This is a genomic window from Segatella copri DSM 18205 (assembly GCF_025151535.1).
GTDB classification, from domain to species: domain Bacteria; phylum Bacteroidota; class Bacteroidia; order Bacteroidales; family Bacteroidaceae; genus Prevotella; species Prevotella copri.
Window position 1 is genome coordinate 549,588 of record NZ_CP102288.1, and the last position, 26,872, is coordinate 576,459.

Annotated in this window: 19 protein-coding genes; 15 read left to right on the forward strand and 4 right to left on the reverse strand. The window is 44.6% G+C overall.

Annotated features, from left to right (window positions below):
• The first annotated feature begins 17 nt into the window (after window positions 1-17).
• From NQ544_RS02175 to NQ544_RS02210, 8 genes are all read left to right on the forward strand, one after another.
• Window positions 18-1,694 (forward strand): RagB/SusD family nutrient uptake outer membrane protein, encoded by a 1,677-nt coding sequence (locus NQ544_RS02175; protein WP_006846381.1) that lies wholly within the window; start codon window positions 18-20, stop codon window positions 1,692-1,694.
• Between the two features lie 42 nt (window positions 1,695-1,736).
• Window positions 1,737-3,770, forward strand: a complete 2,034-nt coding sequence (locus NQ544_RS02180) for a hypothetical protein (RefSeq protein ID WP_006846380.1) — start codon at window positions 1,737-1,739, stop codon at window positions 3,768-3,770.
• An 18-nt stretch (window positions 3,771-3,788) separates the two neighbouring features.
• Window positions 3,789-6,464, forward strand: a complete 2,676-nt coding sequence (locus NQ544_RS02185; protein WP_006846379.1) for a hypothetical protein — start codon at window positions 3,789-3,791, stop codon at window positions 6,462-6,464.
• Window positions 6,465-6,538: 74 nt separating this feature from the next.
• The gene (locus NQ544_RS02190) at window positions 6,539-8,089 is read left to right on the forward strand and encodes a cellulase family glycosylhydrolase (RefSeq protein ID WP_006846378.1); all 1,551 of its coding nucleotides are present in this window, start codon (window positions 6,539-6,541) and stop codon (window positions 8,087-8,089) included.
• 216 nt (window positions 8,090-8,305) lie between these two features.
• Window positions 8,306-9,619 carry a glycoside hydrolase family 5 protein gene (locus NQ544_RS02195; RefSeq protein WP_006846377.1) on the forward strand — a complete coding sequence of 438 codons (1,314 nt, stop codon included), beginning with the start codon at window positions 8,306-8,308 and terminating at the stop codon, window positions 9,617-9,619.
• A gap of 141 nt (window positions 9,620-9,760) precedes the next feature.
• Window positions 9,761-11,047, forward strand: a complete 1,287-nt coding sequence (locus NQ544_RS02200) for a glycoside hydrolase 5 family protein (RefSeq protein ID WP_006846376.1) — start codon at window positions 9,761-9,763, stop codon at window positions 11,045-11,047.
• A gap of 318 nt (window positions 11,048-11,365) precedes the next feature.
• Complete coding sequence (locus NQ544_RS02205; protein ID WP_006846375.1) at window positions 11,366-12,001, forward strand: ATP-binding protein; 636 nt, start codon at window positions 11,366-11,368, stop codon at window positions 11,999-12,001.
• Window positions 11,992-12,732 (forward strand): DUF8612 domain-containing protein, encoded by a 741-nt coding sequence (locus NQ544_RS02210; protein ID WP_006846374.1) that lies wholly within the window; start codon window positions 11,992-11,994, stop codon window positions 12,730-12,732. Before NQ544_RS02205 ends, NQ544_RS02210 begins: the two co-directional genes overlap by 10 nt.
• 1,070 nt (window positions 12,733-13,802) lie before the next feature.
• Here the strand turns inward: NQ544_RS02210 and NQ544_RS02215 are convergent.
• A complete protein-coding gene (locus NQ544_RS02215; protein WP_228023607.1) occupies window positions 13,803-15,491 on the reverse strand; it encodes a transposase in 1,689 nt (562 codons plus the stop codon).
• A gap of 292 nt (window positions 15,492-15,783) precedes the next feature.
• Here NQ544_RS02215 and NQ544_RS02220 point away from each other — a divergent pair, with 292 nt between their 5' ends.
• Complete coding sequence (locus tag NQ544_RS02220; RefSeq protein WP_153134049.1) at window positions 15,784-17,073, forward strand: hypothetical protein; 1,290 nt, start codon at window positions 15,784-15,786, stop codon at window positions 17,071-17,073.
• Between the two features lie 88 nt (window positions 17,074-17,161).
• On the opposite strand, the gene NQ544_RS02225 is transcribed toward NQ544_RS02220, so the two are convergent.
• From NQ544_RS02225 to NQ544_RS02235, 3 genes are read right to left on the reverse strand one after another with little or no spacing between them, the layout of a single operon-like run.
• Entirely contained in the window at window positions 17,162-18,226 is a 1,065-nt protein-coding gene (locus tag NQ544_RS02225; RefSeq protein ID WP_006846370.1) for a hypothetical protein, read from the reverse strand.
• A 6-nt stretch (window positions 18,227-18,232) separates the two neighbouring features.
• Complete coding sequence (locus NQ544_RS02230; protein WP_006846369.1) at window positions 18,233-19,567, reverse strand: glycoside hydrolase family 5 protein; 1,335 nt, start codon at window positions 19,565-19,567, stop codon at window positions 18,233-18,235.
• Entirely contained in the window at window positions 19,564-20,019 is a 456-nt protein-coding gene (locus tag NQ544_RS02235) for a T9SS type A sorting domain-containing protein (protein ID WP_006846368.1), read from the reverse strand. Before NQ544_RS02235 ends, NQ544_RS02230 begins: the two co-directional genes overlap by 4 nt.
• Before the next feature lie 271 nt (window positions 20,020-20,290).
• Between NQ544_RS02235 and NQ544_RS02240 the strand changes: the two genes are divergently transcribed.
• The 6 genes from NQ544_RS02240 to NQ544_RS02265 all read left to right on the forward strand — a co-directional run bounded on the left by NQ544_RS02240 (window position 20,291) and on the right by NQ544_RS02265 (window position 26,870).
• Window positions 20,291-21,634 (forward strand): MFS transporter, encoded by a 1,344-nt coding sequence (locus NQ544_RS02240; protein ID WP_006846367.1) that lies wholly within the window; start codon window positions 20,291-20,293, stop codon window positions 21,632-21,634.
• A 26-nt stretch (window positions 21,635-21,660) separates the two neighbouring features.
• Entirely contained in the window at window positions 21,661-22,284 is a 624-nt protein-coding gene (locus NQ544_RS02245) for a deoxynucleoside kinase (RefSeq protein WP_006846366.1), read from the forward strand.
• Between the two features lie 124 nt (window positions 22,285-22,408).
• Window positions 22,409-23,035: a deoxynucleoside kinase gene (locus NQ544_RS02250; RefSeq protein ID WP_006846365.1), complete on the forward strand. Its 627-nt coding sequence runs from the start codon at window positions 22,409-22,411 to the stop codon at window positions 23,033-23,035.
• Between the two features lie 1,177 nt (window positions 23,036-24,212).
• Window positions 24,213-24,563: an NADH-quinone oxidoreductase subunit A gene (locus tag NQ544_RS02255; protein WP_006846362.1), complete on the forward strand. Its 351-nt coding sequence runs from the start codon at window positions 24,213-24,215 to the stop codon at window positions 24,561-24,563.
• Complete coding sequence (locus tag NQ544_RS02260) at window positions 24,554-25,279, forward strand: NADH-quinone oxidoreductase subunit B (protein ID WP_006846361.1); 726 nt, start codon at window positions 24,554-24,556, stop codon at window positions 25,277-25,279. The genes NQ544_RS02255 and NQ544_RS02260 overlap by 10 nt, the downstream gene beginning before the upstream one ends.
• A 19-nt stretch (window positions 25,280-25,298) precedes the next feature.
• Window positions 25,299-26,870, forward strand: a complete 1,572-nt coding sequence (locus NQ544_RS02265; protein WP_006846360.1) for an NADH-quinone oxidoreductase subunit D-related protein — start codon at window positions 25,299-25,301, stop codon at window positions 26,868-26,870.
• Window positions 26,871-26,872: the final 2 nt, after the last annotated feature.

Here is a 26,872-nt window from a genome sequence, read left to right on the forward strand (position 1 = left end):
CTTAAACAGAAAGTAATATGAATAAGAAACATATATTGATGAGTGCCCTGATTCTCTCTTCCATGGCTTTGACGTCATGCGATGACTTCCTGGACACTTCATCTAAGACAAAGATGAATTCCGAGACTGCTTACAGCACACCGGCTGCAGCAGACATGGATCTTGTGGGCTGCTACGATGGATGGCAGCGTACATTGAGCGATGAAGGTGTCGGTATGTACCTGACGGCTGAGTTTGCCTCCGAGCAGGCTTTCGCAGGCTTGGGTCTTTCTGATGCCAAGAACAATAATGCCATCGACCAGTTTGATTTGACAGTTGCTCCATCATATACAGATCTCTTCAATACAGATTGGAAGAATTATTATCAGGCCATCTACCGTTGCAATCAGCTGATTCAGGCTGATGCTACCATCAAGTGGAATGGTGATACCAAGGCAGAAGGCCGTATCATGGGCGAGGCTCGTGCCCTTCGTGGCATCCTCTATTTCGATTTGGCCCGTTTGTTTGGTGATGTGCCTTTGTTGCTCGAACCTTCTGAGGCTAACATACCGCGTACTCCGGTGAAGGAAGTATATCAGTCTATCTTCGATGACTTGAAGTATGCCGCAGCCAATATTCCTGCCGATGCTTATCCTTTGAAGGACCGTGATTCCAATGATGGCCGCATCACCAAGTATGCTGCTGAGGCTTTGCTGGCTCGCGCATACCTTTATTATACGGGATATTACGGCGAGGAGCATCCTGCATGTTCCAAGGCTGAGGCTACTGCTGCCATCAATGATGTGGTAGAAAACGGTGGCTATGAGTTGGAGAAGAACTATGCCGATTTCTGGATGCCTTCCTGTACCAAGGATGCTTCTTCAACGGGTAACTATGCCTGGGAAACAACCTATGCCGGCAAGTGGTATGACGGAAAGACCTGGAAGGCAGGACAGGGTAGTCTCTCTAAGGAGATTGTCTTGAACCTGAAGCTGAACTCTACCCACGATTACAATGGCAATGGTGATGGTAATACCTTCTCGGTATATTTGGGTCCTCGCAACCGTTGTGCTACTGATATATGCATCGCCAGTGGTTGGGGAGCTTGCCCGGTTACTCCTTATTTCGTAGAGCAGTTTAGAAACGATCCTCGTTTCAATGCCTGTGTCTGGAGCTGCAAGGATGCCGGTTTTACAGCAGATGAGTCTGACTCTTATGAGTATACGGGTTATTATACCCGCAAGTATGCTCCAATGTGTTTTGCCGATGGTACTCGACAGGAAGTGGGCTTCCAGTTGGGTGAGCAGCATCAGAACATCACTTACTATCAGGATTATACCATCATGCGTTATGCTGATGTGCTCTTGATGCACTCTGAGCTGAATGGCACTGCCGATGGTCTGAACAAGGTACGTGCCCGTGTGGGTCTTGAACCAGAAGACTACAGTATTGAGAATATTCGCAAGGAGCGCGCCATCGAGTTGGCTTTCGAAGGTGTTCACTTCTGGGATTTGATGCGTTACGGCAAGGATGGTTCTTATGCAGCACAGGAAATTGCCAAGGCTCAGAATGGTGCCAAGGTAAAGAATGGTGGAGTGGAGGCAGCTACCAAGTTTGCTGTTGACAACTTTACCAGCAAGAAGGGTCTGATGCAGATTCCTAATACTCAGATTACGCTTTCCGGTAACGTTCTGACTCAGAATGCCGGATGGTAAAGTTGGGTAGGTAATATAATAAACATTTAATAATAAGAAGATATGAAAATACATAATCTTATATATACGCTTCTTGTTGCCATGGCAGTCTTCTTGTTGGCATCTTGCTCACCAGAAGATTTCGGATTTGGCAAGAATACATACTCTCCAGAAGATTTGGTGGAGGGTAAGGCTTATACGGTTACCATAGATGGTAACATCGTGAAGCTGGAATCCAAGATTCCTGATGCCACTCCGCTTTGGATAACTCCTGTGGGACGTAAGTCCCAGCAGGCTTTGGATGTAGAATTGCCTTTTGCCGGCGATTATGAGGTAACCTTTGGTGTGGAAACTCCTGGTGGTATCGTTTATGGCGAGCCTTATAAGTTGAGTCTTTCAAAGAACGACTTCTCTCTCTTGAACGATGACAAGTGGTTCCTCCTGGCAGATAAGAATTACAAGACGGGCGAGGCTTTCCCATCTGCCGAAACGCTCGCTGCCGGTGTCAGCAAAAAATGGTATCCTTGCGATGGTAATTACAATATCGGCCGTTGTACGAGTCCTGTGATGTATTGCTCTCCTTACGATCCTGACTACGACGGTAAAGGATATACTGCTGATGAAGAGGCAAATGCCGTTTATAAGGATATCCTCTTCGGTTCTGATAATTGGAAACCAAACTGGGATCCTGGCTTCCAGAGCTGGCTGATTCCAGAAACTGATCCTTACATGGATTCTTACATGACATTCAGCATGGATGCTAAGAATGGTTGTGTGGCTACCATGTATCGTGGTGAGTCGGGTGAGAAGGGTGCCAGCACAGGTAGCAACATGGTGGGCAAGTTCAATCTGGGATTGGGCGACAAGACCAAGCCTACCATCACTTTCAACGACTGCTATGCGATGCATAATATAGGTTTTGATGCAGTTTGCTCCAACTATACTCAGAACATTCAGATTGTTGAGTTGACTCCATACCTCCTTCAGTTGGTGACAAAACGTACCAATTCAGAGGGCAACTGGTATCTTGTATGGAACTTCGTTTCAGAGGATGTGATTGCTACCAAGGGTGCTTGCATTCCTAAGGCAGACCAGGAGCTGATTGAGACAGTGAAGCCAATTCTTCCTACTTTCGAGAATATCCATACCGACTTGTTCACTGCCGATATCAATGGTGACAAGTATGTTGGTAGCAAGATGACTTTCAATTTGGATTCTGAGACTCCTTATGATTTCTTGTGGTGGAATGGTTCTCCTAATGTGAAGGCGTGGGAGAGCGTAATCGGAGGTAAGTACAATACTACATGGGCTCCTGCTCTTGGCGACAAGGCAATCGATAACTTCGAGTTGACTATCAGTAAGGCTTCTGATGGCTCTTACAATTATGAATGTGGTGAGGTAGATGGTAAGGTGAAAATCACCGAGAATACCATGACCTTCGATAAGGAAATCTCTGTATTTGCTGTGGCAGGCGATAAGCGCACCATCGAATTGAAGGGCAAGAAGTTCTATATCCTTGGCAACTCTACCGATGATCAGTATCTCACTATCGGTATTCCTGAGACAACGGATGAGAATGGCTTGGTCAACTCCTATCTCGTAGCTAAGTTGGCTTACAAGAAGATTGCTACTGGTCCTGTTGGTCCTACCAAGGTGGCTATCGACAATTCCATCATCCACAACGAGGGTATCATGTGGGTTGAGAATGGTTGCCTCCGCATCGGCTTCCATCATTATGGTGAAACAGGCAAGGGACTCTTCAAGGATGTGAAGTCTGTGAAGCTGAAGAAGAACCAGACCATCACCGTTACCTTCAAGATTAAGGGTGGCGTGACATGGAGCAAGACTCCTAAGTGTGCTTTGATTGATAATAATATCAAGCAAACATGGGAACCAGGTGCATACGATCTTCCTGATGCTGTTGCAGTAGATACCAATGGCGGTGAGACTACTGTTTCACTTACCAATACCACCGGTTCTACACAGACCTTCACGGCAACATGTCTCGACCTGTCAATTCAGTTGGATGGTTTTGGCGACTACGGTGGCTCAACCGACAACATCGACATAGAGATTGTTTCCTGCACAATTCAATAACTTTAATAGCGCAAACTTATGAAGAATAAAATATTATACGGAATTATGGCCTTTGTCATGGGTATCTTCATGACAGGCTGTAGCGATGATGATTATTCTATCAGCAATACTCCACTGCTCACCGATGAGTCGGTGACCACAGGTTCTGCTGATGTGACCGTGACATCCGCTACATTCCATGGCACGGTAAAGGGACTCGAAGAGCAGAATGCCAGTGCCTATGCATTAGGCTTCTACTATGGTAAGAGCGAAGATAACTTGAGTGAGAAGGTAGCTGCTTCTGGAAGCAATGAGTTCCAAGCTACGGTTTCCGGTATGCCAGGTGATGTGGTTTACTATCAGGCTTATGTTACCTTGCAGGGTAGGGTAACCTACAAGGGTTCTGTGCAGAGTGCCATCATGACCGATGCCAAGGCTATTACCGGCGAACCGAAGGATTTGACAGCCAACTCTGTTATCCTGACCGGTAAGTTGGAGAAGGCTCCTCAGGAGGCTACCAGCGGTATCGTAATCTCTGGTGTCGAGGGCTCTGAGAAGGTGCGTGCCGGTGTTCGCATCGTGGCTGCCGGCATCAACGACAATTACGAAATCAAGGCAGAGGGTCTGTTGCCTAATACAACTTACCACTATACTGCCTATCTCGACCTCGGAAATGGTACTGTATATGGTGAAGACCGTACCTTCACTACTGCTCCAGCTGATTTCAATCCTGATACTGACCTCGTTGACTTGGGCCTTTCTACCAAGTGGGCTAAGTATAATGTAGGTGCTACTGATGAGAAGCAGCTGGGTGGTCTCTTCGGATTTGGTGATATGACCGGTTTCCAGACATCTATCAATCTGGACGATTATGCTTCTGCTGATATTTACAAGACCGACCGTGATGTAGCCAATAAGGTATATGGTTCATGGGTTACCATGCCAACCATCGATGAGTTTGAGGAACTTTTCACAGAGTGTAAGAAAGAATGGGTAGAGGATACCGAGAATCATGTAGCTGGTTACAAGTTTACCGGTCCTAATGGTAACTCTATCTTCTTGCCTGCAGCCGGTACCCGTACTCAGGGCAATGTTTCCGGCGAGGGTTTGAACGGTTACTATCTCTCTGGTTCAATCAATGCCACAGACAACAGATTTGCCATGGCATACAACTTCGACCAGAATGCTGCACGCCGTACTACCACTCCTGTTTATCAGGCATTGGCTATCCGTCCGGTTTCTGTAGCAAAGAATGTGAAGTTTGACAAGGCTAAGCTGATTGGTCAGACTTGGGAAATCGACCTCCGTCTGGATGGTTCTCACTATAAGTTTGATGGTCCTGTTTACTTCCTTGGTAAGGACGACAGTTGGGCTACCATTACTAATAATCAGCCTGTTGTAGGTAATGTTGGGTGCTGGGCTGCTGATTTCGCAAGCAACTCTTGGACAGTAGGTGGTGATGCCAAGAACTGCCAGGGTACTATGACCTTCAATGAGGATGGTACCGTTAAGGTTCATCAGTATGTGGCTGGTGCCGATGGTGCTGAGGGAACATTCCAGGATACCGAGGGAACCTATACCATTGATGAGAAAAACAAGACCGTGAAGTTGAGCATTGCTCCTTTGATACCTGCTAACTATATCGGTAATGTGAAGGAGACCAAGGATATGGATATCCGCATCTTGTCTTTGACTGATGAGACCATGCAGTTGGCTGTTACTCGTGCAAACGATAATCAGTATATGAGTATCAACTATGTACCAGGCGAGTTGAAGAATGGCTTTACTGCTAAGCTTACCTGCTACGGTGGTGATGATGAGAATACACCTGATGCCTGGAATTCTGCTACCGTTAATGTATTGGGTGGCGCTGCAGGCTTGAAGACTTACACCGTAACCTTCAATACCCAGTATCCTCGTACCAACGGTAAGGTTTATCTCCTCGAATTGGAGGGATACTCTGCTGCTTATCCTAAGGCACTGGTTCGCATCGATGCAATCAAGGCTGATGGTAACGACGTGAAGTTTGATGCCAACAAGTTCTTCTATGGCGACCTGGAAGGCAATGGCAACTACCGTGTAGAAATGGCTAACATCTGGGGATGTGGTCATAATGACAGCTGGGACGGTTTGAAGGATACTCCATTCCATAAGGATGGAGGCGAGACAAAGAATGAGACTGCGCTTGCATTCAACCATACTTTCGAGGTAACCTTTACCGTTGTTTCCAACACAAGTGATGGTACTGGTGTCTACACTCCTACATTCAATGCCGTTCGTGGCTGGGGTGAAGGTGAAGCTCAGTTGTTTGGATATAACGATGGCTCTACTTTGAAAGTTGTTAAGAGTGACAAGGGACAATACTCTCTCGAGAACAATCAGTTCGATATGACTTATGAAGGTTCGGGCTTTGAAGGTGGTACTATCATGACATTCGTTGAGATTGCTGACCTTTATGGTTTCTTCCCAGGCACACACAGTACTTTGGATGAGTTCTATCTTGACGGTAAGGCCGTTTCTTACGATAAGTCTAAGGTGGTTGACGCCAATGAAAATCCTAAGTATCGTTTGGAATTGTTTAATTGCTATGCTGCTACAAAGGATAATTGTGCATTTGGTGTCAAGGATGGTGATTTGATGCGAGAGCTGGGCTTTAATAAGTCTATGCGCGCTAAGTTTACAGTTCACAGTCTTTTCGCTGTCCCACAATGGTAATGGTTGATAAATAATAATACAGAGAATCCGATAGTTTTCAGAACATATCGGGTTCTCTCTAAAATGAAAAGAAAATGAAGAAATTCAAATATCTATATTTGTTGCTCTTGGGCATAGTCTGCGGATTGGCTTTCTCGGCTTGCTCTTACGAAGACGATGATTATGATGAGCCTAGCTTCAAGGTTCTCAACCCAGAGCTTTCATTTGACGGTACTGGCGGAGTGCAGACCATCAATGTTCAGGCAGATGCTCAGCCTACAGCTTCCGTGATAGAAGGTGCCGACTGGTGCTCTGTTGCTTATAAGGATCAGGCTGCCGGCACATACAATTTCGATGTAACCGTAGCCGCTTCTCAGGAAGATGAAGTAACTACTGCTACCGTCCGTATCATTCAGGGCTATAGCCGTAAGGATGTTACGATTACCCGTGCCAAGAAGGGGGCTGTTGTTACTCCTGATGTACCACCAGCTGATATGAACAAGACTGCCATGGAGGTGGCTCAGTTGATGTATCCAGGTTGGAACCTCGGTAACACCCTGGAAGGTGGCGACAGCAAGAATCTCTGGAAGAATGCTGGTATCGAAACAGAGACAGTCTGGCAGAATGCCAAGACCACTCAGGCTTTGATTGATGCAGTGAAGGCTGCTGGTTTCAAGAGTGTCCGTATTCCTTGTTCTTGGGTGATGGGACATATTACTGATGCTGAAAAATGCACCATCGACCCTGCTTGGATGAAGCGAGTAAAAGAGGTGGTTGATTACTGTATCAAGGATGGTCTCTATGTTATCATCAACCAGCATTGGGATGGTGGATGGATAGAGCACAATGGTATGACAGCCAATGCAGACATCAAGACTACCAAGGCTCAGCTCACTAAAATATGGACTCAGATTGCCGATAATTTCAAGACATATGATGAGCATCTTCTCTTTGCCGGCATGAATGAGCCAGGTGTAGGAGCAGGTGAAGGTGATATCATTGGTGTGGCTGATATGAGTAACCGTATTGCTGAATATGAGCAGACTTTCATCGAGGCGGTTCGTGCAACTGGTGGCAACAATGCCAAGAGAGTTCTGATAGTTCAGGGTCCTAATACCGATATCGATAAATTCGTAGCCAACAACTACATGTCTAAGATCCATGATTCTGCTACCGACCGATTGATGGTAGAGGTTCACTTCTATGATCCATATCAGTTTACTGATTTGAGTGAAGACAAGGATTGGGGCAAGTACTATCTCTATTGGGGCAAGAACAATACCAATGGTTCTGAGGCTGGTCGTACAGCTGATGCTAAATATAACGAGGATTATGTAGAGGCTCAGATGAAGAAGATGAAGACCAACTTCTTCGACAAGGGTTATCCAGTGTTGATTGGTGAGTTTGGTGCCAACCAGCGTTTGGCCATCGGTAAGGATGCTGTTCATGATGCATCAGTTAAGGACTATTACAAGGCTGTTGTAACTAGTGCTATCAATAATGGTTGTGTGCCAATGGCATGGGATACCAATGGTGGTCTTCCTAGCATGACCATCTTCAACCGTGCTGGTGCAAGTGTTAGCAATACTAATATGCTTGAGAGTATTACAGCCGGAGTTGCAGCAGCAAAGTGGCCTGCTAAATAAAAAACGAGATATTAAGTCTTTAGGTTTGATATAAAGTAGGTGTGGGCGCATATCAGGGGATTCTTTCTCTGATGTGCGTCCTTTTTTTGTGCAAATATCGTACATCCTAACATAATATACCTATCCTTTTATCAAAAGTATACATTCACGCTACTGTTTTTTCGCTATCTTTGCAACATGATAACTTCAAAACCCGATAATACGTTAGATTGATATATGAAGAAGATAGTTATGATTATATTGGCTGCTGCTCATTTCGCTTGGGCTGGCGCACAGGTTAAATCAATGGATGGTCGTATCTCGAAAATGAAACTCACGGCTACCGAACTGGCTCACTATATGGCTCCAGGAGTCAACCTGGGTAATACGATGGAGGCGTGCGACTGGAATGATGTCTTTACCAATCAGGCAGGACTGAAGTCAGAAACTTCATGGCAGAATGATAAGACTACTGAGAGCTATATCCGGAGTTTGAAACAGCAGGGATTCAACAGTCTTCGCATCCCTACATCCTGGGTGGCTGGGCATCTTACGGATAAGGAGAATATGACCATAGATCCTGTCTGGATGAAACGAATCAAGGAAATCGTAAACTATGGTCTCAATGCCGGTCTCTGTGTCATCATCAACGAACACTGGGATGGTGGATGGATGGAGCATGATGCCTTTACCAGTGGTGCGAATGTGACAGAATATAAGGAGATGTTCCGCAAGCTGTGGACGAATATAGCAAAGGAATTCAAGACGTATGACCAGCGGGTTCTCTTTGCTGCCCTCAACGAACCGGGAGTGGGAGGCGCCAGTCCGCAGGTTCAAGGCGACATGCTGGCTCCTGATAGTAAGGAGTTTGCCGATCGTCTCCTGGCATACGAACAGGTGTTTATCGATGCCGTCCGTGCTACCGGTGGTAATAATTCCAGCCGTGTGCTCATCGTACAGACTCCAAAGACCGAGATTGATTTGGCAGCCAAGGATTCTTACGACATCACCCGTCTGAAGGATAAGGTGAAGAACCGTCTGATGGCAGAGGTTCATTTCTACGATCCTTATATATTTACCCTGATGGACAAGGATGCCGATTGGGGCAAGGTGGCTCTTTATTGGAAAGGACATGCTCCTGCCGATGATCAGGGACGAACCGTAAACACCATCTGGTATAATAATAAGAATGTGGATGCCTACCAGCATATCACCAATCAGGTGATGAAGATGAAACAGAAGTTTGTAGATCTGGGCTATCCAGTAGTCATCGGTGAATATGGTGCCAACCGTAAGGATGCCTCTCTCTTCGGTGGTAATCAGGAGAAGCATAATGAGAGTATGATGGCATGGTATGGTGCTGTGACTGCCGAAATGATGAAGGCAGGACTTATCCCATACGTCTGGGATATCAATGTGCAGCCTCTTCCCCACATGACCATCTTCGACAGAAAGAAGCAGGTAGTTTCCGACTCCTATATATTTAAAGGTGTGATGCAGGGAGCAGCCGAAGGGATGGAAGATTACCTGAGAATCTATCCGAAACCTTAGAAAAATAGAGAAAAAGCAATAATAAATAAGCATAGTTTTGATTTATATGTAGAAAGGGCAAAAAAGTATCATGCTTTCTTGCCCTTATTTAGTATCTTTGCAGCCGAAAATGAATCTTTAAACTGTAAACTTAATAAATAAATGAAGAAGATATTTGTTTTTTTGATGATGGCATTGGCTACATGCAATATCTCTGCGAAGTCAAATTTTGTGCAGGTAAAGGACGGACATTTCGTTCGCGACGGTAAACCTTATTATTATGTAGGTACCAATTTCTGGTATGGTGCCATCCTCGGTTCAGAAGGACAGGGCGGCAACCGTGAGCGTCTCTGCAAGGAACTCGATAAGATGAAGGAGATGGGCTTTGACAACCTCCGCATCCTGGTGGGCTCTGATGGAAAGCGAGGAGTGAAGACCAAGGTTGAGCCGACGCTGCAGGAAGCTCCGGGCGTTTATAATGATACGATTCTTGCCGGTCTCGACTATCTGCTGATGGAGATGGGCAAACGCAAGATGCTGGCCGTGCTCTATCTGAACAATTCCTGGGAATGGAGTGGCGGTTATGGCTATTACCTGGAGCAGGCTGGTTTGGGCCAGGCTCCCCGTCCTAACGAAGATGGATATCCTGCCTTCATGAACTTCGTCGCCAAATATGCATCCTGCGAAAAGGCGCATCAGCTATTCTATGATTATGTGAAATTCATACTTACGAGAACCAACAGATATACAAAGAAAAAGTATAAGGACGACCCGGCTATCATGTCATGGCAGATAGGTAACGAGCCTCGAGCTTTCAGCAAAGAGCAGTTGCCTGCTTTCGAAAAGTGGCTGGGTGAAGCGGGCAAGCTGATCCGTTCGCTCGATAAGAATCATCTGATTTCTATCGGTAGCGAAGGTAAATGGGGATGTGAAGGTGAACTGAACTGCTGGGAGCGGATCTGTGCCGACAAGAATGTAGATTATTGCAACATTCATCTTTGGCCATACAACTGGAGTTGGGCGAGAAAAGACCATTTGCAGGAAGATTTGGGAATCTCCTGCAAGAACACCAAGGAGTATATTGATGAGCATCTTGAGGAATGCGGACGTATCAGGAAGCCATTGGTGATGGAGGAGTTCGGCTATCCTCGTGATGGTTTCTCTTTTTCAACTTCTTCTACAACAGAAGCACGTGATGGATATTATAAGTATGTGTTCAGTCTTGTTGGCGACAATGCTGCATCTGGCGGTTACTTTGCCGGTTGCAACTTCTGGGGATGGGGCGGCTTTGCCAATCCTAAGCATGAGCAGTGGCAGGTAGGTGATGACTACACCGGTGATCCTGCTCAGGAAGCGCAAGGTCTGAACTCCGTTTTTTCTACTGATAAATCTACATTGGATGTAGTAAAGACGCAGGTAGACAGAATGAAGAAGATTGGTAAGTTATAAGTTTAGTGAAATTGTTAGTTGTTTTAGGAGGGTGTGCCATCAGTTCATGGTGCACCCTCTTTTTTCTGGCTTTTTTCGTTGCCTGCTACAGCTAAGGCTCTGACTTTTTTATAATTTAACATCAAAAAACCTCTGACTTTTTTATAATTTAGCATCAAATAACCTCTGACTTTTTTATAAAAAAGCTTAATTGATTGGCTTTTATTCAGATAAAAGTGCTATCTTTGCATGAGATAAGCTGCACTCGGCAATCAGAAAGCAAGCTTTCATTGCGCTCGTTTGCATTATCTTTGCATTGAAAATCAATAATATAGAGATATGAAGTATCTGAAAAGACAAATAGATAAAGAGTTTGAAGCGTGGAAAAGTTCTGTAGAGCATAAACCATTGCTTGTGAGAGGAGCAAGGCAGGTAGGTAAGTCAAGTGCCATTAGACACTTGGGAGAGTCCTTTCCTTATTTCTTGGAAGTGAACTTTGAGCGTGATAAGACTGTCAAGGAATTCTTTGATGGCGATTTAAACGTGAAGTTTATTTCGGAGCAATTGTCGGCATATTTCAAAGTTCCCGTTATTCCTGGCAAAACCTTGTTGTTCTTAGATGAGATACAGGCATGCCCTAATGCCATCCATAGCTTGTGGTTTTTCAAGGAAGATTATCCTGAACTTCATGTAGTGGCGGCTGGATCGCTATTGGAATTTGCATTGAAGGATTTAGGTGCTTATGGAGTAGGGCGTATCCGCTCGATGTTTGTATATCCGATGTCTTTTGATGAATTCCTTTATGCTTTAGGTGATGATGGATTGGTAAGTATGAAACGGAATGCAACCTCTCAAAAGCCATTGATGAATGTCTTCTATGAGCGATTAGTGGAGAGGTTTCGTTCATTCTTGCTTATAGGTGGTATGCCTGCTGCTGTGGTAAGTACGTTGATACGAATAGTTATTTGGAAGTAGACTCTGTGCTTAGTGAGTTGAAGCAAACTTATATAGATGATTTCGTGAAATATAAAGCCAAGGTCAATCCTGTTTTGCTGCGTCAAACATTGTTTAGTGTGGCTCATCAAGTGGGGAGTAAATTCGTGTTTAGCCAAGTGGAAGGGGGATATACGACTGCGCAAGTCAAGAATGCTTTGGAGATGCTTAGAGATGCTGGTATCATTATACCTGTATGGCATACTGCGGCAAATGGCATTCCGCTTGGTGCAGAGATTAATCCGAAGTTTGTGAAGTATAATCTGATAGATCATGGCTTTCTCCTCAATCTGTTAGGAATAGGAGACTCTACTAATTCTATAGTGAAAGAACTATTGGTTGACAATGCTGCAGACTTAGTTGATAAGGGTAGTTTGACGGAGATGGTGGCAGGATTGGAATTACTAAAGTATATGTCGCCTAATGAGCGCCATGACTTATACTATTGGCAAAACTTGACTCGTGGAACCGTTTCGGAGGTTGATTATGTCTTGTCTCGTGGCATTGACATTGTTCCGATGGAAGTGAAGTCTGGTTTACGAGGTTCGATGGCGAGTCTTTATGTTTTTATGGAAAAAGAGCATATTAAGTATGCCATTCGCTGTTCTTTGGAGAACTTTGGGGAGTTTGTCAGCCCAAAAGGGAAGAAGATATTAGTCAATCCTCTTTATGCTATTTCTAACTTGTTTTCTTGTGGTGAAAGACTTCTGTAGGATTTTTTTTCGTAAAAGAATTGCCATATTGCCATATAAGCTGGTAACAGCCTGATTGTTAGTTGATACCGATATTGCAATAGCTTTTTAATTGCCATAATCTGCCATATATTGCCATAAAAATAGCGATACTTAGGTGTTTTTGGTGATTTTTAGCGGTGTTTTTGAGGCAAAAGGCAGGAGGCATTGAGCAAAAAGGCGTTTTTTCGGTTCAATGCCTATTGTTTTTGATGCTGTTTTTCCCGTATAATCTCCAATGCTGTTCCCGAAATTGCGTCCCGACGTAGCATCTGGTACGTCCCGACGTGATAACAGATGCGTCACGACGCAGCGCCAGATACGTCGCGATGTAATTTCGGATACATCCTGTCCAGATTCAAGTGAGCCTCATTTGAACTATCGCAAGTGTTTCAACAATGATATGCAGTATCTGGTAATATGTAGTGAGAATATTGTGAGGGATAACCCCAAATCGTGATGGATAGCGTGATGGATATTTCCGTTTTCGAAGTATCTATCACACTGTTTAAACGTCTGTATATTAGTATGTTAAGAAGCTTAGGAGTACAAATCGTGATGGATGATAGATGATTACATAAAACTTATTCACGAATACGGCTGCATCGGGTTATAAATATGGCTGCATCGGGTTATAAATATGGCTGCGTCGGGTAACGAATATGGCTGCATCGGGTTACGAATATGGCTGCGTCGGGTTACGAATATGGCTGCATCGGGTTACGAATATGACTGCATCGGGTTACGAATATGACTGCGTAGGCTAACGGAGACGTATCTGTAAGCTTATCGAGACGTCTGCATCAGCTAACAGAGACGTCTGAACTCGCTAACTGAACTACTTGAGTTGCTTGATTGAACCACTTGAGTTAGCTGACTGAACCACTTGAGTATTCTTCTTCATGTGCTTGCATGCAACCATAAAACTTTTTCAGCAACTTTTCCCGGAAGTATGGAAGAAGGCAGAGTTGAAGGCAAACATGAGACCAACACAGAAACGGCCTTCAGCCCGTACTTAAATCACATGCGAAAGTTTAGTTTATGAGCCCACTTTAAAAAGGAGCATATTTTGAATCCAGTCTGACCAGTGTGGTCATTCTGAGTGAAACATAGCAATCGGCTCCGCTGGTGAATATCTGTCGAGAAATCGCTTTGAAAGAGCCGAAAGCTTCTCTGATAGGCCCGAAAAGGGCAAATATCGATCTTTGAAATGTTGAAATCTGGAATATTACCATCCTTCGGAGGTTCATCCACATACATCTGCTATATGCATGCATACGATGTTTGAGCAAGCCCCTGTATCGGGTCTTGCCATTACGTGTATGAAAACTGTATTGGAACATGGCTGCTTCAACGTTATTCCGTTTATGCTGCTCCTCCAAAGGAAGGCTTTCTATCTGCTTCCTTAGCTGATAGGCTTTAATGTCTTTGTCTTCAAAGTAACGCCAACCGGTTTTGTTGTTCCATGGGATTCTCCAACGTTTTCTGGAGCCCTGCTTTGTGACGGCTTTGACGGCCTCATAGGTGTTGCCAGTAGCAATCTCCCTGACGGTCAGACCATCCTCGTCATGTGGTATCAGTTCCCATCTGCATCCACCTTGCATCTTGCCAGTCTTGAGCTGCATGGCATTGTGGTTCTTTGCAAACTCTCGATTGTCTGGACTTTGATAGGCACCATCTGCATACAGGTCTTCAATCGTAGAATCCGTGACACGTTCACTGTTTTCCACAGCCTCCTGAAGGAAATGGCAGTCTGCAAATACTGCAGTTTCAACCTGAACGGAAGTGATGATGTTAGGCTTGCCTTCCTCTACAGTCTCTGTGATGTTGGTCACATAGCCTTGCACCTTCTGGTCGTTCTTGGCACGATAGGTTGCATCAGGATCGTTAGGATTCTGAAGACTGTCTGCCTTTACCTCCTTCTTGTCTCGAAGTACAGCCTTTCCGTCCATTACGACATACTGTTCTTCAAACAGACGCAGAAGAAGATCATGTGCAGGAGAAGTAGCAGGAAAAACTGCCAGCATCTCCATGATGAAATTACCAATTCTGGCAAGATTGCTCTGAAGCGTATCAGAGTCAGAGCGGTAAACTGTCTTGGAGGAATCCTCTTTCAAGTATTCCTTTGCCCGCTCTTCCTGCTCTGGGGAGAGATGGGTAAGCGTGCATGTCTTGAGGAACTTGACCAGAGTTGTATGTATCAGTTCATAGCGAGACTGGCGAGCGATATTGCTACCGATAAGCTTACTGTCCATACGGACGCATTTGCCTGATATCTTGAGAAGGTGTACATGCTTGCCAGCAAGCTGCTCGAAGCAGAGCTGCATCAGGTCAATGCCAGTTCTTTCCTGATATTCGCAGATGCGGCGGCGAAACAGATAATAGGTATCTATTGATGGGGTTACATCAGTCAGAAGTTCCATGCCGAGAGCCTTTCTGGTAAGAAGGTCAAACTCGCACTTCTCAAACAGATCCTCGTCGCTGCAACCGAATCCCTCCTTCAAGACAGACATAGCCACGAGTATGCGGATGGAAGCATTTGGGCGGCCGCTCTTCTTGCCTTCAGGGAACAAAGGCTTGAATATCTCCTCATCAATCTTGGTTGTCACGAGGATATAGAACTGGTTATGCCATGCGTTGGGGTCAGAATACTTCTTTGAAGCACGACTTCCTAACTGCATTGAGGGAGCCGTGAATATATCTAACTGAGGATTCGGATCTGTCTTTTTAAACATAGTCATTCTTTTAATTGATGGTGTAAAGATACGAAAAATATTCCAGATAACAGCATAAAGCAGAGATTATTTTCGTGAAATATAAACATTTTAAACAGGCCTTACTTTTTAAAGTGGGCTCAGTTTATATAAATTGCATCAAATTCTAAAAAAATGGCATGTAGAAAGAATAGTATTGATAATGAGCAAGATAATATCATGTATTTCGCTACTTTTGTCGTATATTTGCCACCGAAAAGAACCAATAAACGTGTTGATTCTAAAAACAATATTTAAACCTATAAAATATATAAAGCTTATGAAAAAGTTATTTACTCTAGTGTTTGCAGCATGTGCAAGTCTTAGCGTTAGTGCAGTTGAGAAAGATTTAGTTACGACTCCAATAACCATTGAGGCAACTCAAGGTGAAGATGGTCTAAAATGGGCAGAAACTGAAGCTATTATTCTTGAGGCTTCTGATGTCGCAGTGAATGACTTCTTGAAGTTGACTGTTACAGATGCCGAGGCAGGTTCTGGTGAACAGAATGTTTTGCAGTTTAAAAAAGCAGATAGCAGTGATATGTATTATGGAAGTACATTTAATCCTGCTCCAAACTCAGTTGTCACGATACCAGTTACAAAGGAAATTTTGGCACAGATAACAGGCAAAGGCTTTAAACTCGGTGGTGCGGTTCAGCAGAAGAGTGGCTCTTGGCCTGCAGTACTTGGCAAGAAAATAACTGTTTCTAAAATATCAGTTTTGCCTGCTAGTGATTTTATGACATTGGATTTGTCTTCTGCAGGTAAGTCAACAACGGCTGCTTGGAGTGGAGTCACAATTCCAAGTGCTAATTTTAAGTTAGCTAAAGCTGGTGATGTCGTAGTAGTTACGACTACAGCCGAGGATGCAATTAGAAATGAAGGTAATTTCCAGTATAATATGGGTAAACTTCAGCTCAGTGGTTGGAATATCCCAATGTTCTTTGTTCAGACTTTGTCGGCAGCTGATATTGAAAAAATCAATTCAACCGAAAGCCCTCAGTGGTATTATCAGGGTGCAAAGTTCCCTGTTTCTGCTACGGTTATGTTGTATCGTCAGAAAACTGATTTACCTTCAAACAAAACTGTTATAAATGTAGAAGAGACAGCTTTAGGTGTTTGGGAAAATGGTGTTGTTTTGGCAAAGGAGAACTTTGCAAATGTACAAGCAGGTGATGAATTGCATATAGCTATTAAGGATTTTAAAGAGGTGAATAAGGAGGGCGAGTCTTGGACTCGTCGTGGTCAGATTCAGTTGGCTTCAGCTGGTGAGAACTGGCCGTCTGTGTCCACTACTATAGATGTCTTTGATGTATCAGAGGCGGTAGTTGTATTTGATGATAAGATTGTTGCTGCAGCTAAAGAGTTTGGTTTGGTAGTTAAGGGTGAGTGCTTGACAGTTGCAGGTGCAAATCTTTATACTAAGGCAGTTCCTACTGGCATCTCTGGCACTGTTGTAGCTCCAAAGGAAAACACTAATGCTCCGGTTTACAACCTCGTTGGTCAGCAGGTTAATGCATCTTATAAGGGTGTTGTAATCAAGAATGGTAAAAAGTATGTTCAGAAATAGTATAGAGTTATATTTTTAGTTTGTTGAAAAGAAAAGAGAGGGTATGTGAATGCCCTCTCTTTTTGATTTTATCCGTTTCGAACATTGTTTAATGTTCAAGATATAGTCCGTTTAGCTTTTCCAGGAAAACACAAACTTCATCATTTATCATTTCCATGAAACCATGAGTCTTCTTGTTCGATACACCTGGATATGGAGTATAGTAATGCTCCTCAATCGGTTCTCCCTGGTTTCTGCCAAACATCAGGTAAGCTAAGTGATGCTGCTTGAGTACTGTAAGCAATGTCTCTGAAAAAATACTGGAATCACCAATAGATTCTACTCCTGTTGTCAGTCCGAAGGCATTGTTGTGGTCTTGGGCAAAAGGCAGAGCCTGCTTCACAATCTCCTTGATGCTCTTCTGGTAGAGTGGGAGGTCGATGGCATTTTTGCTTTGCAGATATGTCACGTTGATCACATCAATCTTGTTGTCCGGATAGCGATCCATCAGATTCTTGCCCGGCTGGTAGGTTTCAGAATAACTATAAACTACATTCGTTACATCCTCGTCATCCAAGAGATCCTGTATCTTCTTGTAAAGACTGATATAGTCGTCTTTGCTGAGTTTACAGTACCATGTCTTACCGTCTATAGGAAGAAGATTGAGTACTACAGGTGCTTTGATACCATAACCATCTTGCAGTGTATCAAGATATTTGGCAACCTGTTTGGTATATTCCTCCAGCATATCATCATTGCCGTTATAATCAGGCATTGTCCAGTTCATGATGAGTAAGCCTCCCTTACGGAAGTGTTTCAGCACATCTTCCCTGATAGCCTTGAACGGAACGCCGTCTATGTTCTGTGATTTTCCATTTTCAATACCAGCCAACTCATATCCATTTGCTGCCGGTCTGTAACCGCAGAGAGTTTTCAAGTCGCATCGGTCGCTGTCACATTGCCAGCGGTTCCAGCCTATTCCGGTTAAGGTTCCATACATCTGGCCTATCAGCGTACCTTTGTTGGCATACGCCTTGATGTTGGTTTTCAGATTCTCTGTGCGGGTTGTGAGACCGCTCATGGCAATCTCGTCATACGATTTCTTTTTCTTCTCACCGCATGAAGAGAAAGCCAGGAGGGCCGCGAACATCAATATAATATATTTGATTCTCATAATTTGTTATTCATTATAAGCCTTTTTCATGGCTTCCACTACTGTAGGGAGTGTCCACTGAGGAACAGTTCTGTCTTTCTCAGTGAAGATGCTCATCCAGTAGAAAGTGGCTACGCCGTATGCCTTTGCCTGCTTCACGATGTCGGCAGCCTGGTCGGCAGCAGCCTGAATCTCGCTGGCAGAACTGGTTTTGCTGACACTCTTGCTTCCGTGAGTACCGTATTCGCCGATGATGCAAGGAATGCCCTTGCTGATGAACTTATTGTTCAGGCGGGTGAACATATTCTTGATTTCATTGCTGCAGGAAGCATCCCACTTGCCTTTCTGGGCAAACCAATCCCATGGAGCATAGGTGTGAACTTCTACTGCGATATGACCAACCACCTTGTCGGTAGGGATGACGAGGTTGTTCAATACGTCGTCACCATTAGCTGCAGCATAGGTATTGATGATGAGGTTGCGGGTCTCGTTGTTGCCACCGGTAGCACGTACTGCATTCACGAAACTCTGGGCATATTCATTCAAACCCTTATAGCTGCTTGCGCTCTTTGGTGCATTCCAGGTGTTGTCGGCATCAAGCATCTCGTTGTAACCTTCGAACACCAGGTGCTGGTCGTAGTTCTTGAAACGGGTGGCAATCTGGGTCCAGAGATATTCAAACTTCTCTTTGTTCTCCTTATAGTTGGCTTCATCAGCCTTGATCCAGTGCTTTACTTTCTCATCGTCTGCACCTGTATCATGGTGAACATTCAGGATGCAGTACATACCGTTATCAATGACGTAATTTACGATTTCCTGTATTCTGTTCATCCAGGCTTCATCCACGGTTCCGTCTTCCTTCATGTGCTGGAACCAGGTAACGGGGATGCGGACAGAATTAAAACCGTTCTTCTTCAGGAAATCTACCATCGGTTTGGTCGTTGGCTCCTGTCCCCAAGCTTTCTCGAAATCAGTAACCGAGTTGCTGCCCATGTTCAGCCACATGGCAACCGCATCTGTGCAGTTGCCGAAGTTGGTACCGATGCCCATGTTCTTCACTGCATTCACAGCACTTTCTTCCTTATAGTCTCCTTTATGAAAGACTGAAAATGTAATGTTTTCTATTTTATCGAGATTGTATGTCTGCCAGGCGCCTGTGTTCTCATAGCCTTTGGCGTATAACTCCAGTTTGTTTCCATTATGTTTGATGATGGATATATCTCCATTCTTATTTCCACCGGCAAGGCTCCATTCAGTAGTTTTTCCATCAGTTGTCTTGATGGTGAAGTTATCGCCTGCCTCCTGTGCCAGGAGCGCCAGCGGCATCAGAATCGTGATGAGTGAGAGTAATATCTTTTTCATTGTCTAGCTACTTTTATGGATTTGTTATTAATCTTGATGATGTAAACGCCATGTGTCAATGCATTGAGATTGATGATGGTCTTACCTTCTGCAGTTGTAGGAGAGAGTTTGATGGCTTTTCCATCCAGTGCGAAGGCATTTATCTTGTTGTTGGTACCATCCACGATGATACGGTCACCTTCGAAGGCAAACTTGTTGTTGGTTTCTACCTGCTTGATGCCTGTCGTTGTGCCATAAGTGAAGGTGGAAACCTTCCATAGTTCGTAACAGGCAGTAGTAGCTGTAGATTTTACAGTCATCTTATCATTTCCGAAGGTTACTTCTGGTAGAGTGCTCAGTGCAAACTCTATCTTGCTACCATCGTTGAATGATACAAACAGCGACTTGCCGTCTGTAGCTTTGGCTGAGATGCTGCTCAGAGCTATCAGTAAGGATAATGCTATTTTCTTCATATCGGGTTGATGTTTTGGTTTTAATTAAAAATGTGGCGCAGTTGATATAACTACGCCACAAATTTACGAATTATATTTCACATAAATGCGTTTTTTATGTTAAATATTCTAGCTTATGGAAAGATAGTAATCTTGGTAACAAGATTGTAGGGATTCGTTCTCCTCATCCGTATTATCAAATATAGATGGGGAGCGAATCCCTTTTTTAGTAATACTCAACATTCAACACTTAACATTCAACATTCAACATTTAACATTAAAAATAAAAACAATGGCTCGTTTAAAAGAAAAAATAGCTTATGCATTGGGTGATGCCGCTGCGGGTGGTATTGTATGGAAGGTGATGTCTATCGCTTTTCCTCTGTTTTTTACAAACGTCTTCGGACTCTCGTTTGCGGATGCAGCAGTACTGATGCTCGTAGCCCGCATGTTCGATGTGGTTACTGACCCGCTGATGGGTACTCTTGCCGACCGTACCCAGAGCCGTTTCGGTACCTACCGTCCTTGGCTCATCTATGGTGCCATTCCTTTCGGATTGATATTTGCCCTCTTGCTCTATACTCCAGACTTCGGTCCTGTGGGCAAGCGAATCTATGCTTACGCCCTCTATCTGCTGATGATGGCGGTATATACCATGGTGAATGTGCCTTACGGCTCATTGCTCGGTGTGATGACCGATGATGATGATGAGAAGAACCAGTTTTCTTCTTTCCGTATGGTGGGTGCTTATGCCATGGGATTCGTCACCCTGCTTTCTTTCCCTTATCTCCAGAAGATGGTAGGTGGAACAGCCGCACATCAGTATGCTGTCATTGGTGCCGTGCTCGGTATTATTGCAGCTGTGATGACATTGGCTTGCGGACTCCTTACCAAGGAACGTCTGAAGCCGAAGCGCGCTGAGAAGTTCTCTTTCCAGCAGTTTGCCGACCTCGTTCACAACAAGGCTTGGCTCTATATGACAGCCATCGCCGTGTGCACCAACTTCTTCAACGGATTCCGCTATGCAGTAGCTGGCTATATGTTTGATTACTGTCTGCATGGCAATGTAACCATCGAGGGATTGATTATCAACTATACCGTTTTCATGGCATTCGGTGAAGTAACCTGTATGATTTTCGGTGGTGTATCTCCTTGGTTCACCCGTCTGGTAGGCAGCAAGCGCATGGCATTCTTTTGGGCTGCAGCACTCTGTCTGGTTCTCTCGGTTGTCTTCTTCTTCATCCCGATGAATCCATCCTATATCTGGGTGATGATAGCCATCGTTATCCTTACCTCTATGGGTATCGGTATCTATTCGCCATTGATGTGGTCTATGTATGCCGATGTAGCCGACTACCATACCGAGCATTTCGGAACATCCGCTACAGGTCTTATCTTCTCTTCCGGTACGATGAGCCAGAAGTTTGGTACCGCCATTTCCGGTTCTCTCATCGCCCTCTTCCTGGGCTGGGCAGGTGCCAACATGATAACAGATAAGATGGGTAATACGATGATTGACCCAGCCAGTGTCACCGACTCTGTGCTTACGATGGTATGGTCATTGTTCTCACTCTTCCCAGCCGTCATCGCCTTCCTGCTGATGGTGCTTGCCTGGAAGTTCCCTATCCGCAAATAATTGTTTTAACATAACTAATAAAATAAATGTATATAGCAATAGCAGGAAATATCGGTAGTGGCAAAACAACACTCACCAAGATGCTGTCTAAACATTATGGATGGAAACAGTACTTGGAGCCCGTGGCTGAAAACCCCTATATCGATGACTATTACAAGGATATCTCGCGATGGGCACTCAATATGGAGGTGTTCTATCTGAAGCAGCGATTCAAGAATCTGCTGGAAATCCAACACAGTAAAGAGACGGTTATCCAGGACCGCACCATCTTTGAGGGTGTTTATGTCTTTGCGGCCAACAACCGGAAGATGGGCAACATGGACCAGCGCGACTACGAGACTTATATGGGGCTTTTCGAGTCTATGATGGAAGTGGTGGAGATGCCTGAACTGATGATATATCTCCGTTCTTCAGTTCCTCACCTCGTGAAGAATATCCAGAAGCGCGGTCGTGATTATGAGCAGAAGATGCCTCTGGGTTATCTGGAAGGTATCAACAATCTTTACGAAGATTTCATCATGAACAAGTATAAGGGCAAGGTGCTTATCGTAGAAGTTGATAATCTCGATTTCGAGCACAATCCCAAGCAGTTTGGTGAAATCGTAGATAAGATAGATGCCAAGCTCTTCGGGCTCTTTTCTGAAAGGTAAAAGGGTAAAAAGGTAAAAAAGTAAAAAGGTAAAAAGAACCTTCCCCCCTTTGCGCCCCCGTTCCTAGCGATTCCATCGCTAGTCCAATTCAACATTCAACATTCAACATTTAACATTGAAATAGATGCATATAGCAATAGCAGGAAATATAGGTAGCGGCAAGACAACATTAACCAAGATGCTTGCCAAGAGATATGGCTGGAAAGCTAATTTCGAGCCAGTAGATAATAATCCATATCTGGCTGATTATTACAAGGATATGGAACGTTGGTCGTTTAATCTTCAGATTTACTTCCTGAACAAGCGATTCCATGATGTTGTGGAGATTTCACGTTCAGAGCAGACCATCGTACAGGATAGAACCATCTTTGAGGATGCGCGTATCTTTGCGCCTAATCTTCATGATATCGGTATGATGAGCGACAGGGATTTCAAGAACTATACCGATCTCTTCGATCTGATGATCAGTCTGGTGAAACTCCCTGACCTGATGATATATATCAAGAGCAGCATTCCTACGCTCGTGAAGCATATCGAGAAGCGTGGCCGCGATTTCGAGAAGAGCATCCGCATCGATTATCTCCAGGGCTTGAACAAGCGTTATGAGGATTGGATCAAGGATTATAAAGGTCGCCTCATCATCATCGATGGTGATAATCTGGAGTTTGGAGAGAATCCGGAAGATTTCCGAAAGGTTACTGACCTGATAGATGCCGAGCTCTTCGGCCTGTTTGCTGAAAAGGGAGTTTAAAAGTAAAAAAGTAAAAAAGTAAAAAAGTAAAAGGGTAAAAAGGTAAAAAAGTAAAAAGGTAAAAAAGTAAAAAGGTAAAAAGAACCTTAACCCCCTTTCGTTTAGTTAATAATTTATAGTTAATAGTTGATAGGGCAGCCTAGCTCGACGGCGTTAGCCCCCTATAAACTATAAACTATCAACTATCAACTAAAAAAGCGCCCCCGTTCCTAGCGATTCCATCGCTAGTCCCCCAAGTCCTTATTATAAGGTAAAAAAGTAAAAAGGGCAACCCCGCTAGGCGTCAAAGGAGGAACGCCTGGCGGGGTTGCGTTTTATGGTTGTACAGCTAAAAGGTTTATGGTTGTACAGCTAAAAGGTTTATGGTTGTACAACTAAAGGGGTTATTGTTGTACAACTAAAAGGTTTATAGTTGTACGACTAAAAGGTGTATAGTTGTACGACTATAGGGTGTATAGTTGTACGACTATAAGGGTTATAGTTGTACGATTAAAAGGTGTTGTCACTAGGCTCGGCAGACCTGCTGACTGCAGTCGGCAGAGCTGCTGACTAGGCTCAGCAGCTCTGCTGAGCCTAGTGGCAACCTTCGAGAAGCAGTCTCCTAAAACTCGAGAAGCAGTCTCCTAAAACTAAAAGAGACGTCTATTTGAACCCAAAGAAACGTCTCCTTTTGCTTATTCAAACATCTGAATACGCTTATTCAATCATAATCTTCTGCTTATTCAAACATCTGAATACGCCAGCAGAACTATCTCCTTCCTCCGGAAGAACCGGATGCTTTGTAGAACTTACCTTTCTGGCGGGAGATGAAGATGCCGCCTTGGGCTGAAGTCTTATCTACTTGCTGGCCATTGAGATTATAGATAATCTCTTTCTCATCCTTTTTATGAAGGGTAGGAGAGACGATGAAAGTTGTGCCGGAAACAATGTCGAAGCGGATGAATTTTTGGGTAAAAATTCCTACCGTTCTGTTTCTTTTTTGCTACAAAATACGCTCGTTTTCTCTGTTTCCGAACCTTCGTTAATACTGTCTGTTAACTGATGAAATCAGGCAGTTTTTTGTATTTTTTTACTTTGGATGCAAATTAAACCAGAAAAAAATGTGCTCTTTCAGAAAAAAGTGTTACCTTTGCAACCGCTTAGAAGCATTTATATAAAATAACGTTATAACAAATTTATGAACTTTACACTATTTATCACCGTTTTGCTGACGGCTGTAACCTTGGTGGTGGCTGCTTATGTCATCGCGAAGTTAATCGGTCCTCGTTCATACAATCCGGTAAAGGGTGAACCTTTTGAGTGCGGTATTCCGACACGTGGCAGCTCATGGTTGCCATCACACATCGGCTACTATCTCTTCGCCATCCTTTTCCTGATGTTTGATATCGAGACAGTATTGCTTTACCCATGGGCAGTCGTAGTTAAGCAGTTTGGACCTATGGCTCTCGTGAGCATCGGGTTCTTCCTGTTGGTATTGGTATTTGGCCTTGCATACGCTTGGCGGAAAGGAGCATTGGAATGGAAGTAAACAAAAGAGCCTCTATCAAGAGTATTCCTTACGACGAGTTTAAGGACAATGATACCCTCGAAAAGATTGCGCAGGAGCTCAATGAGGGTGGTGCTAACGTGGTAGTCGGTTCGCTCGATGCTGCCATTAACTGGGGACGCAGTAACTCACTCTGGTCTTTGACCTTCGGTACTTCTTGCTGTGGTATCGAGTTCATGGCTGTAGGTTGTGCACGTTACGACTTCTCCCGTTTTGGTTTCGAGGTAACCCGTAACTCTCCACGTCAGGCTGACTTGATCATGTGTGCCGGTACTATTACCAATAAGATGGCACCAGTGTTCAAGCGTTTGTATGATGAAATGGCTGAGCCTAAGTATGTGGTAGCTGTGGGTGGATGTACCATCTCTGGTGGTCCGTTCAAGAAGAGCTACAATGTGGTTCGTGGTATCAGCGAGTTGGTTCCTGTGGATGTTTACATCCCTGGCTGTCCTCCACGCCCTGAGGCTATCCTTTATGGTATGATGCAGTTGCAGCGTAAGGTAAAGGTTGAGAAATTCTTCGGTGGTGCCAACCACAAGATGACTCAGGATGAGAAGGAGCTTTCTATGAGTAAGGGTGGTCTTCGCGGCTTGAGCAACGAGAACCTCTCTGACAGCGAGAAGCTCGGACACAAGGAGCCTATCATCGTGACTGAAGTACCTGAGGATTTCGACCCTCAGAAAGGTCTAACTGATTAATATAATAAGGTATAAGAACATGAAACTGAATAATATTGAATTGAGTTTTGATAATTTCGCCTCTGAAATGGCGAAGTTGAAGAACGAGAAGCATTTCGACTACCTTGTTACCATCATCGGTGAAGACTTCGGTGAGGAAGGTCTCGGATGTATCTATATTCTCGAGAATACTCAGACCAACGAGCGCTGCTCGGTAAAGACCATCGCCAAGAAGGTGGATGGCAGTGATGTGATTCCTACAGTTATTAACCTTTGGAAGGTAGCTGACCTCCTGGAGCGTGAGGTATTTGATTTCGTCGGCATCAAGTTCCTGGGGCACCCAGACATGCGTCGTCTCTTCCTCCGTACCGATTTCCAGGGCTATCCATTGCGCAAGGACTTCGATATGAGTCCTGAGGCAAACAAGTTCCCTTGCACCGATGAGCCAGAGGATGACTTCACCGTGGAGTATTCCTTGAGCGAGGATGGACATCTCGTTGCTACAGAGAAGCGTCGCTTTGATGAGAACGACTATGTTGTCAACATCGGTCCTAACCACCCATCTACCCACGGTGTGCTCCGATTGCAGACTGTTATTGATGGTGAGACCGTGAAGCGCATCTATCCACACCTCGGTTATATTCACCGTGGTATCGAGAAGATGTGGGAGAACATGACCTATCCACAGACCTTGGCATTGACCGACCGTCTGAACTATCTTTCTGCGATGATGCACCGCCACGCTTTGGTAGGCGTTATCGAAGAGGCTATGGGTATCGAACTCTCAGACCGCATCCGCTACATCCGTACCATCATGGATGAGTTGCAGCGTATCGACTCACACTTGTTGTACCTCGGCTGTACCGCACAGGACTTGGGTGCCTTGACCGCATTCCTTTACTGTATGCGCGACCGTGAGCACGTATTGAACGTGATGGAGGAGACAACCGGTGGCCGTCTGATTCAGAACTACTACCGTATCGGTGGTCTGCAGGCAGATATCGACCCTAACTTCGTTCAGAACGTGAAGACCCTCTGCAAGTATCTCCGTCCGATGATTCAGGAATACCTCGACGTATTCGGTGACAACGTGATTACTCACAACCGTCTCGAAGGTGTAGGTCCAATGAACCTTGAGGATTGTATCAACTATGCCGTAACCGGTCCTGCCGGTAGAGCATCAGGTTGGAAGAACGATACCCGCAAGCGTCATCCATACGATATGTACGACAAGGTAGAGTGGAAGGAAATCACCCTTACCGGTTGCGATTCAATGGATCGTTACTATGTACACATCCAGGAGTTGTATCAGAGCTTGGACATCATCGAGCAGCTGATCGACAACATTCCAGAGGGTGAGTACTACATCAAGCAGAAGCCAATCATCAAGGTTCCAGAGGGACAGTGGTACTTCTCTGTAGAGGGTGCCAGCGGCGAGTTTGGTGTATATCTCGACTCAAAGGGTGACAAGAGTCCATACCGTATGAAGATGCGTCCGATGGGTCTCTCACTCACAGGAGCCTTGGATCCAATGCTCCGTGGTCAGAAGATCGCCGACCTCATCACTACAGGTGCAGCAATCGATTTCGTAATCCCTGATATTGATAGATAATT

Excerpts from the sequence above, each read along its gene's own strand:
- NQ544_RS02185 (WP_006846379.1), top strand. The coding sequence starts at position 3,789 with ATGAAGAATAAAATATTATACGGAATTATGGCCTTTGTCATGGGTATC.
- NQ544_RS02175 (WP_006846381.1), top strand. The coding sequence starts at position 18 with ATGAATAAGAAACATATATTGATGAGTGCCCTGATTCTCTCTTCCATG.
- NQ544_RS02255 (WP_006846362.1), top strand. The coding sequence starts at position 24,213 with ATGAACTTTACACTATTTATCACCGTTTTGCTGACGGCTGTAACCTTG.
- NQ544_RS02195 (WP_006846377.1), top strand. The coding sequence starts at position 8,306 with ATGAAGAAGATAGTTATGATTATATTGGCTGCTGCTCATTTCGCTTGG.
- NQ544_RS02265 (WP_006846360.1), top strand. The coding sequence starts at position 25,299 with ATGAAACTGAATAATATTGAATTGAGTTTTGATAATTTCGCCTCTGAA.
- NQ544_RS02220 (WP_153134049.1), top strand. The coding sequence starts at position 15,784 with ATGAAAAAGTTATTTACTCTAGTGTTTGCAGCATGTGCAAGTCTTAGC.
- NQ544_RS02200 (WP_006846376.1), top strand. The coding sequence starts at position 9,761 with ATGAAGAAGATATTTGTTTTTTTGATGATGGCATTGGCTACATGCAAT.
- NQ544_RS02250 (WP_006846365.1), top strand. The coding sequence starts at position 22,409 with ATGCATATAGCAATAGCAGGAAATATAGGTAGCGGCAAGACAACATTA.
- NQ544_RS02180 (WP_006846380.1), top strand. The coding sequence starts at position 1,737 with ATGAAAATACATAATCTTATATATACGCTTCTTGTTGCCATGGCAGTC.
- NQ544_RS02190 (WP_006846378.1), top strand. The coding sequence starts at position 6,539 with ATGAAGAAATTCAAATATCTATATTTGTTGCTCTTGGGCATAGTCTGC.
- NQ544_RS02235 (WP_006846368.1), bottom strand. The coding sequence starts at position 20,019 with ATGAAGAAAATAGCATTATCCTTACTGATAGCTCTGAGCAGCATCTCA.
- NQ544_RS02215 (WP_228023607.1), bottom strand. The coding sequence starts at position 15,491 with ATGACTATGTTTAAAAAGACAGATCCGAATCCTCAGTTAGATATATTC.
- NQ544_RS02240 (WP_006846367.1), top strand. The coding sequence starts at position 20,291 with ATGGCTCGTTTAAAAGAAAAAATAGCTTATGCATTGGGTGATGCCGCT.
- NQ544_RS02260 (WP_006846361.1), top strand. The coding sequence starts at position 24,554 with ATGGAAGTAAACAAAAGAGCCTCTATCAAGAGTATTCCTTACGACGAG.
- NQ544_RS02205 (WP_006846375.1), top strand. The coding sequence starts at position 11,366 with ATGAAGTATCTGAAAAGACAAATAGATAAAGAGTTTGAAGCGTGGAAA.
- NQ544_RS02230 (WP_006846369.1), bottom strand. The coding sequence starts at position 19,567 with ATGAAAAAGATATTACTCTCACTCATCACGATTCTGATGCCGCTGGCG.
- NQ544_RS02225 (WP_006846370.1), bottom strand. The coding sequence starts at position 18,226 with ATGAGAATCAAATATATTATATTGATGTTCGCGGCCCTCCTGGCTTTC.
- NQ544_RS02245 (WP_006846366.1), top strand. The coding sequence starts at position 21,661 with ATGTATATAGCAATAGCAGGAAATATCGGTAGTGGCAAAACAACACTC.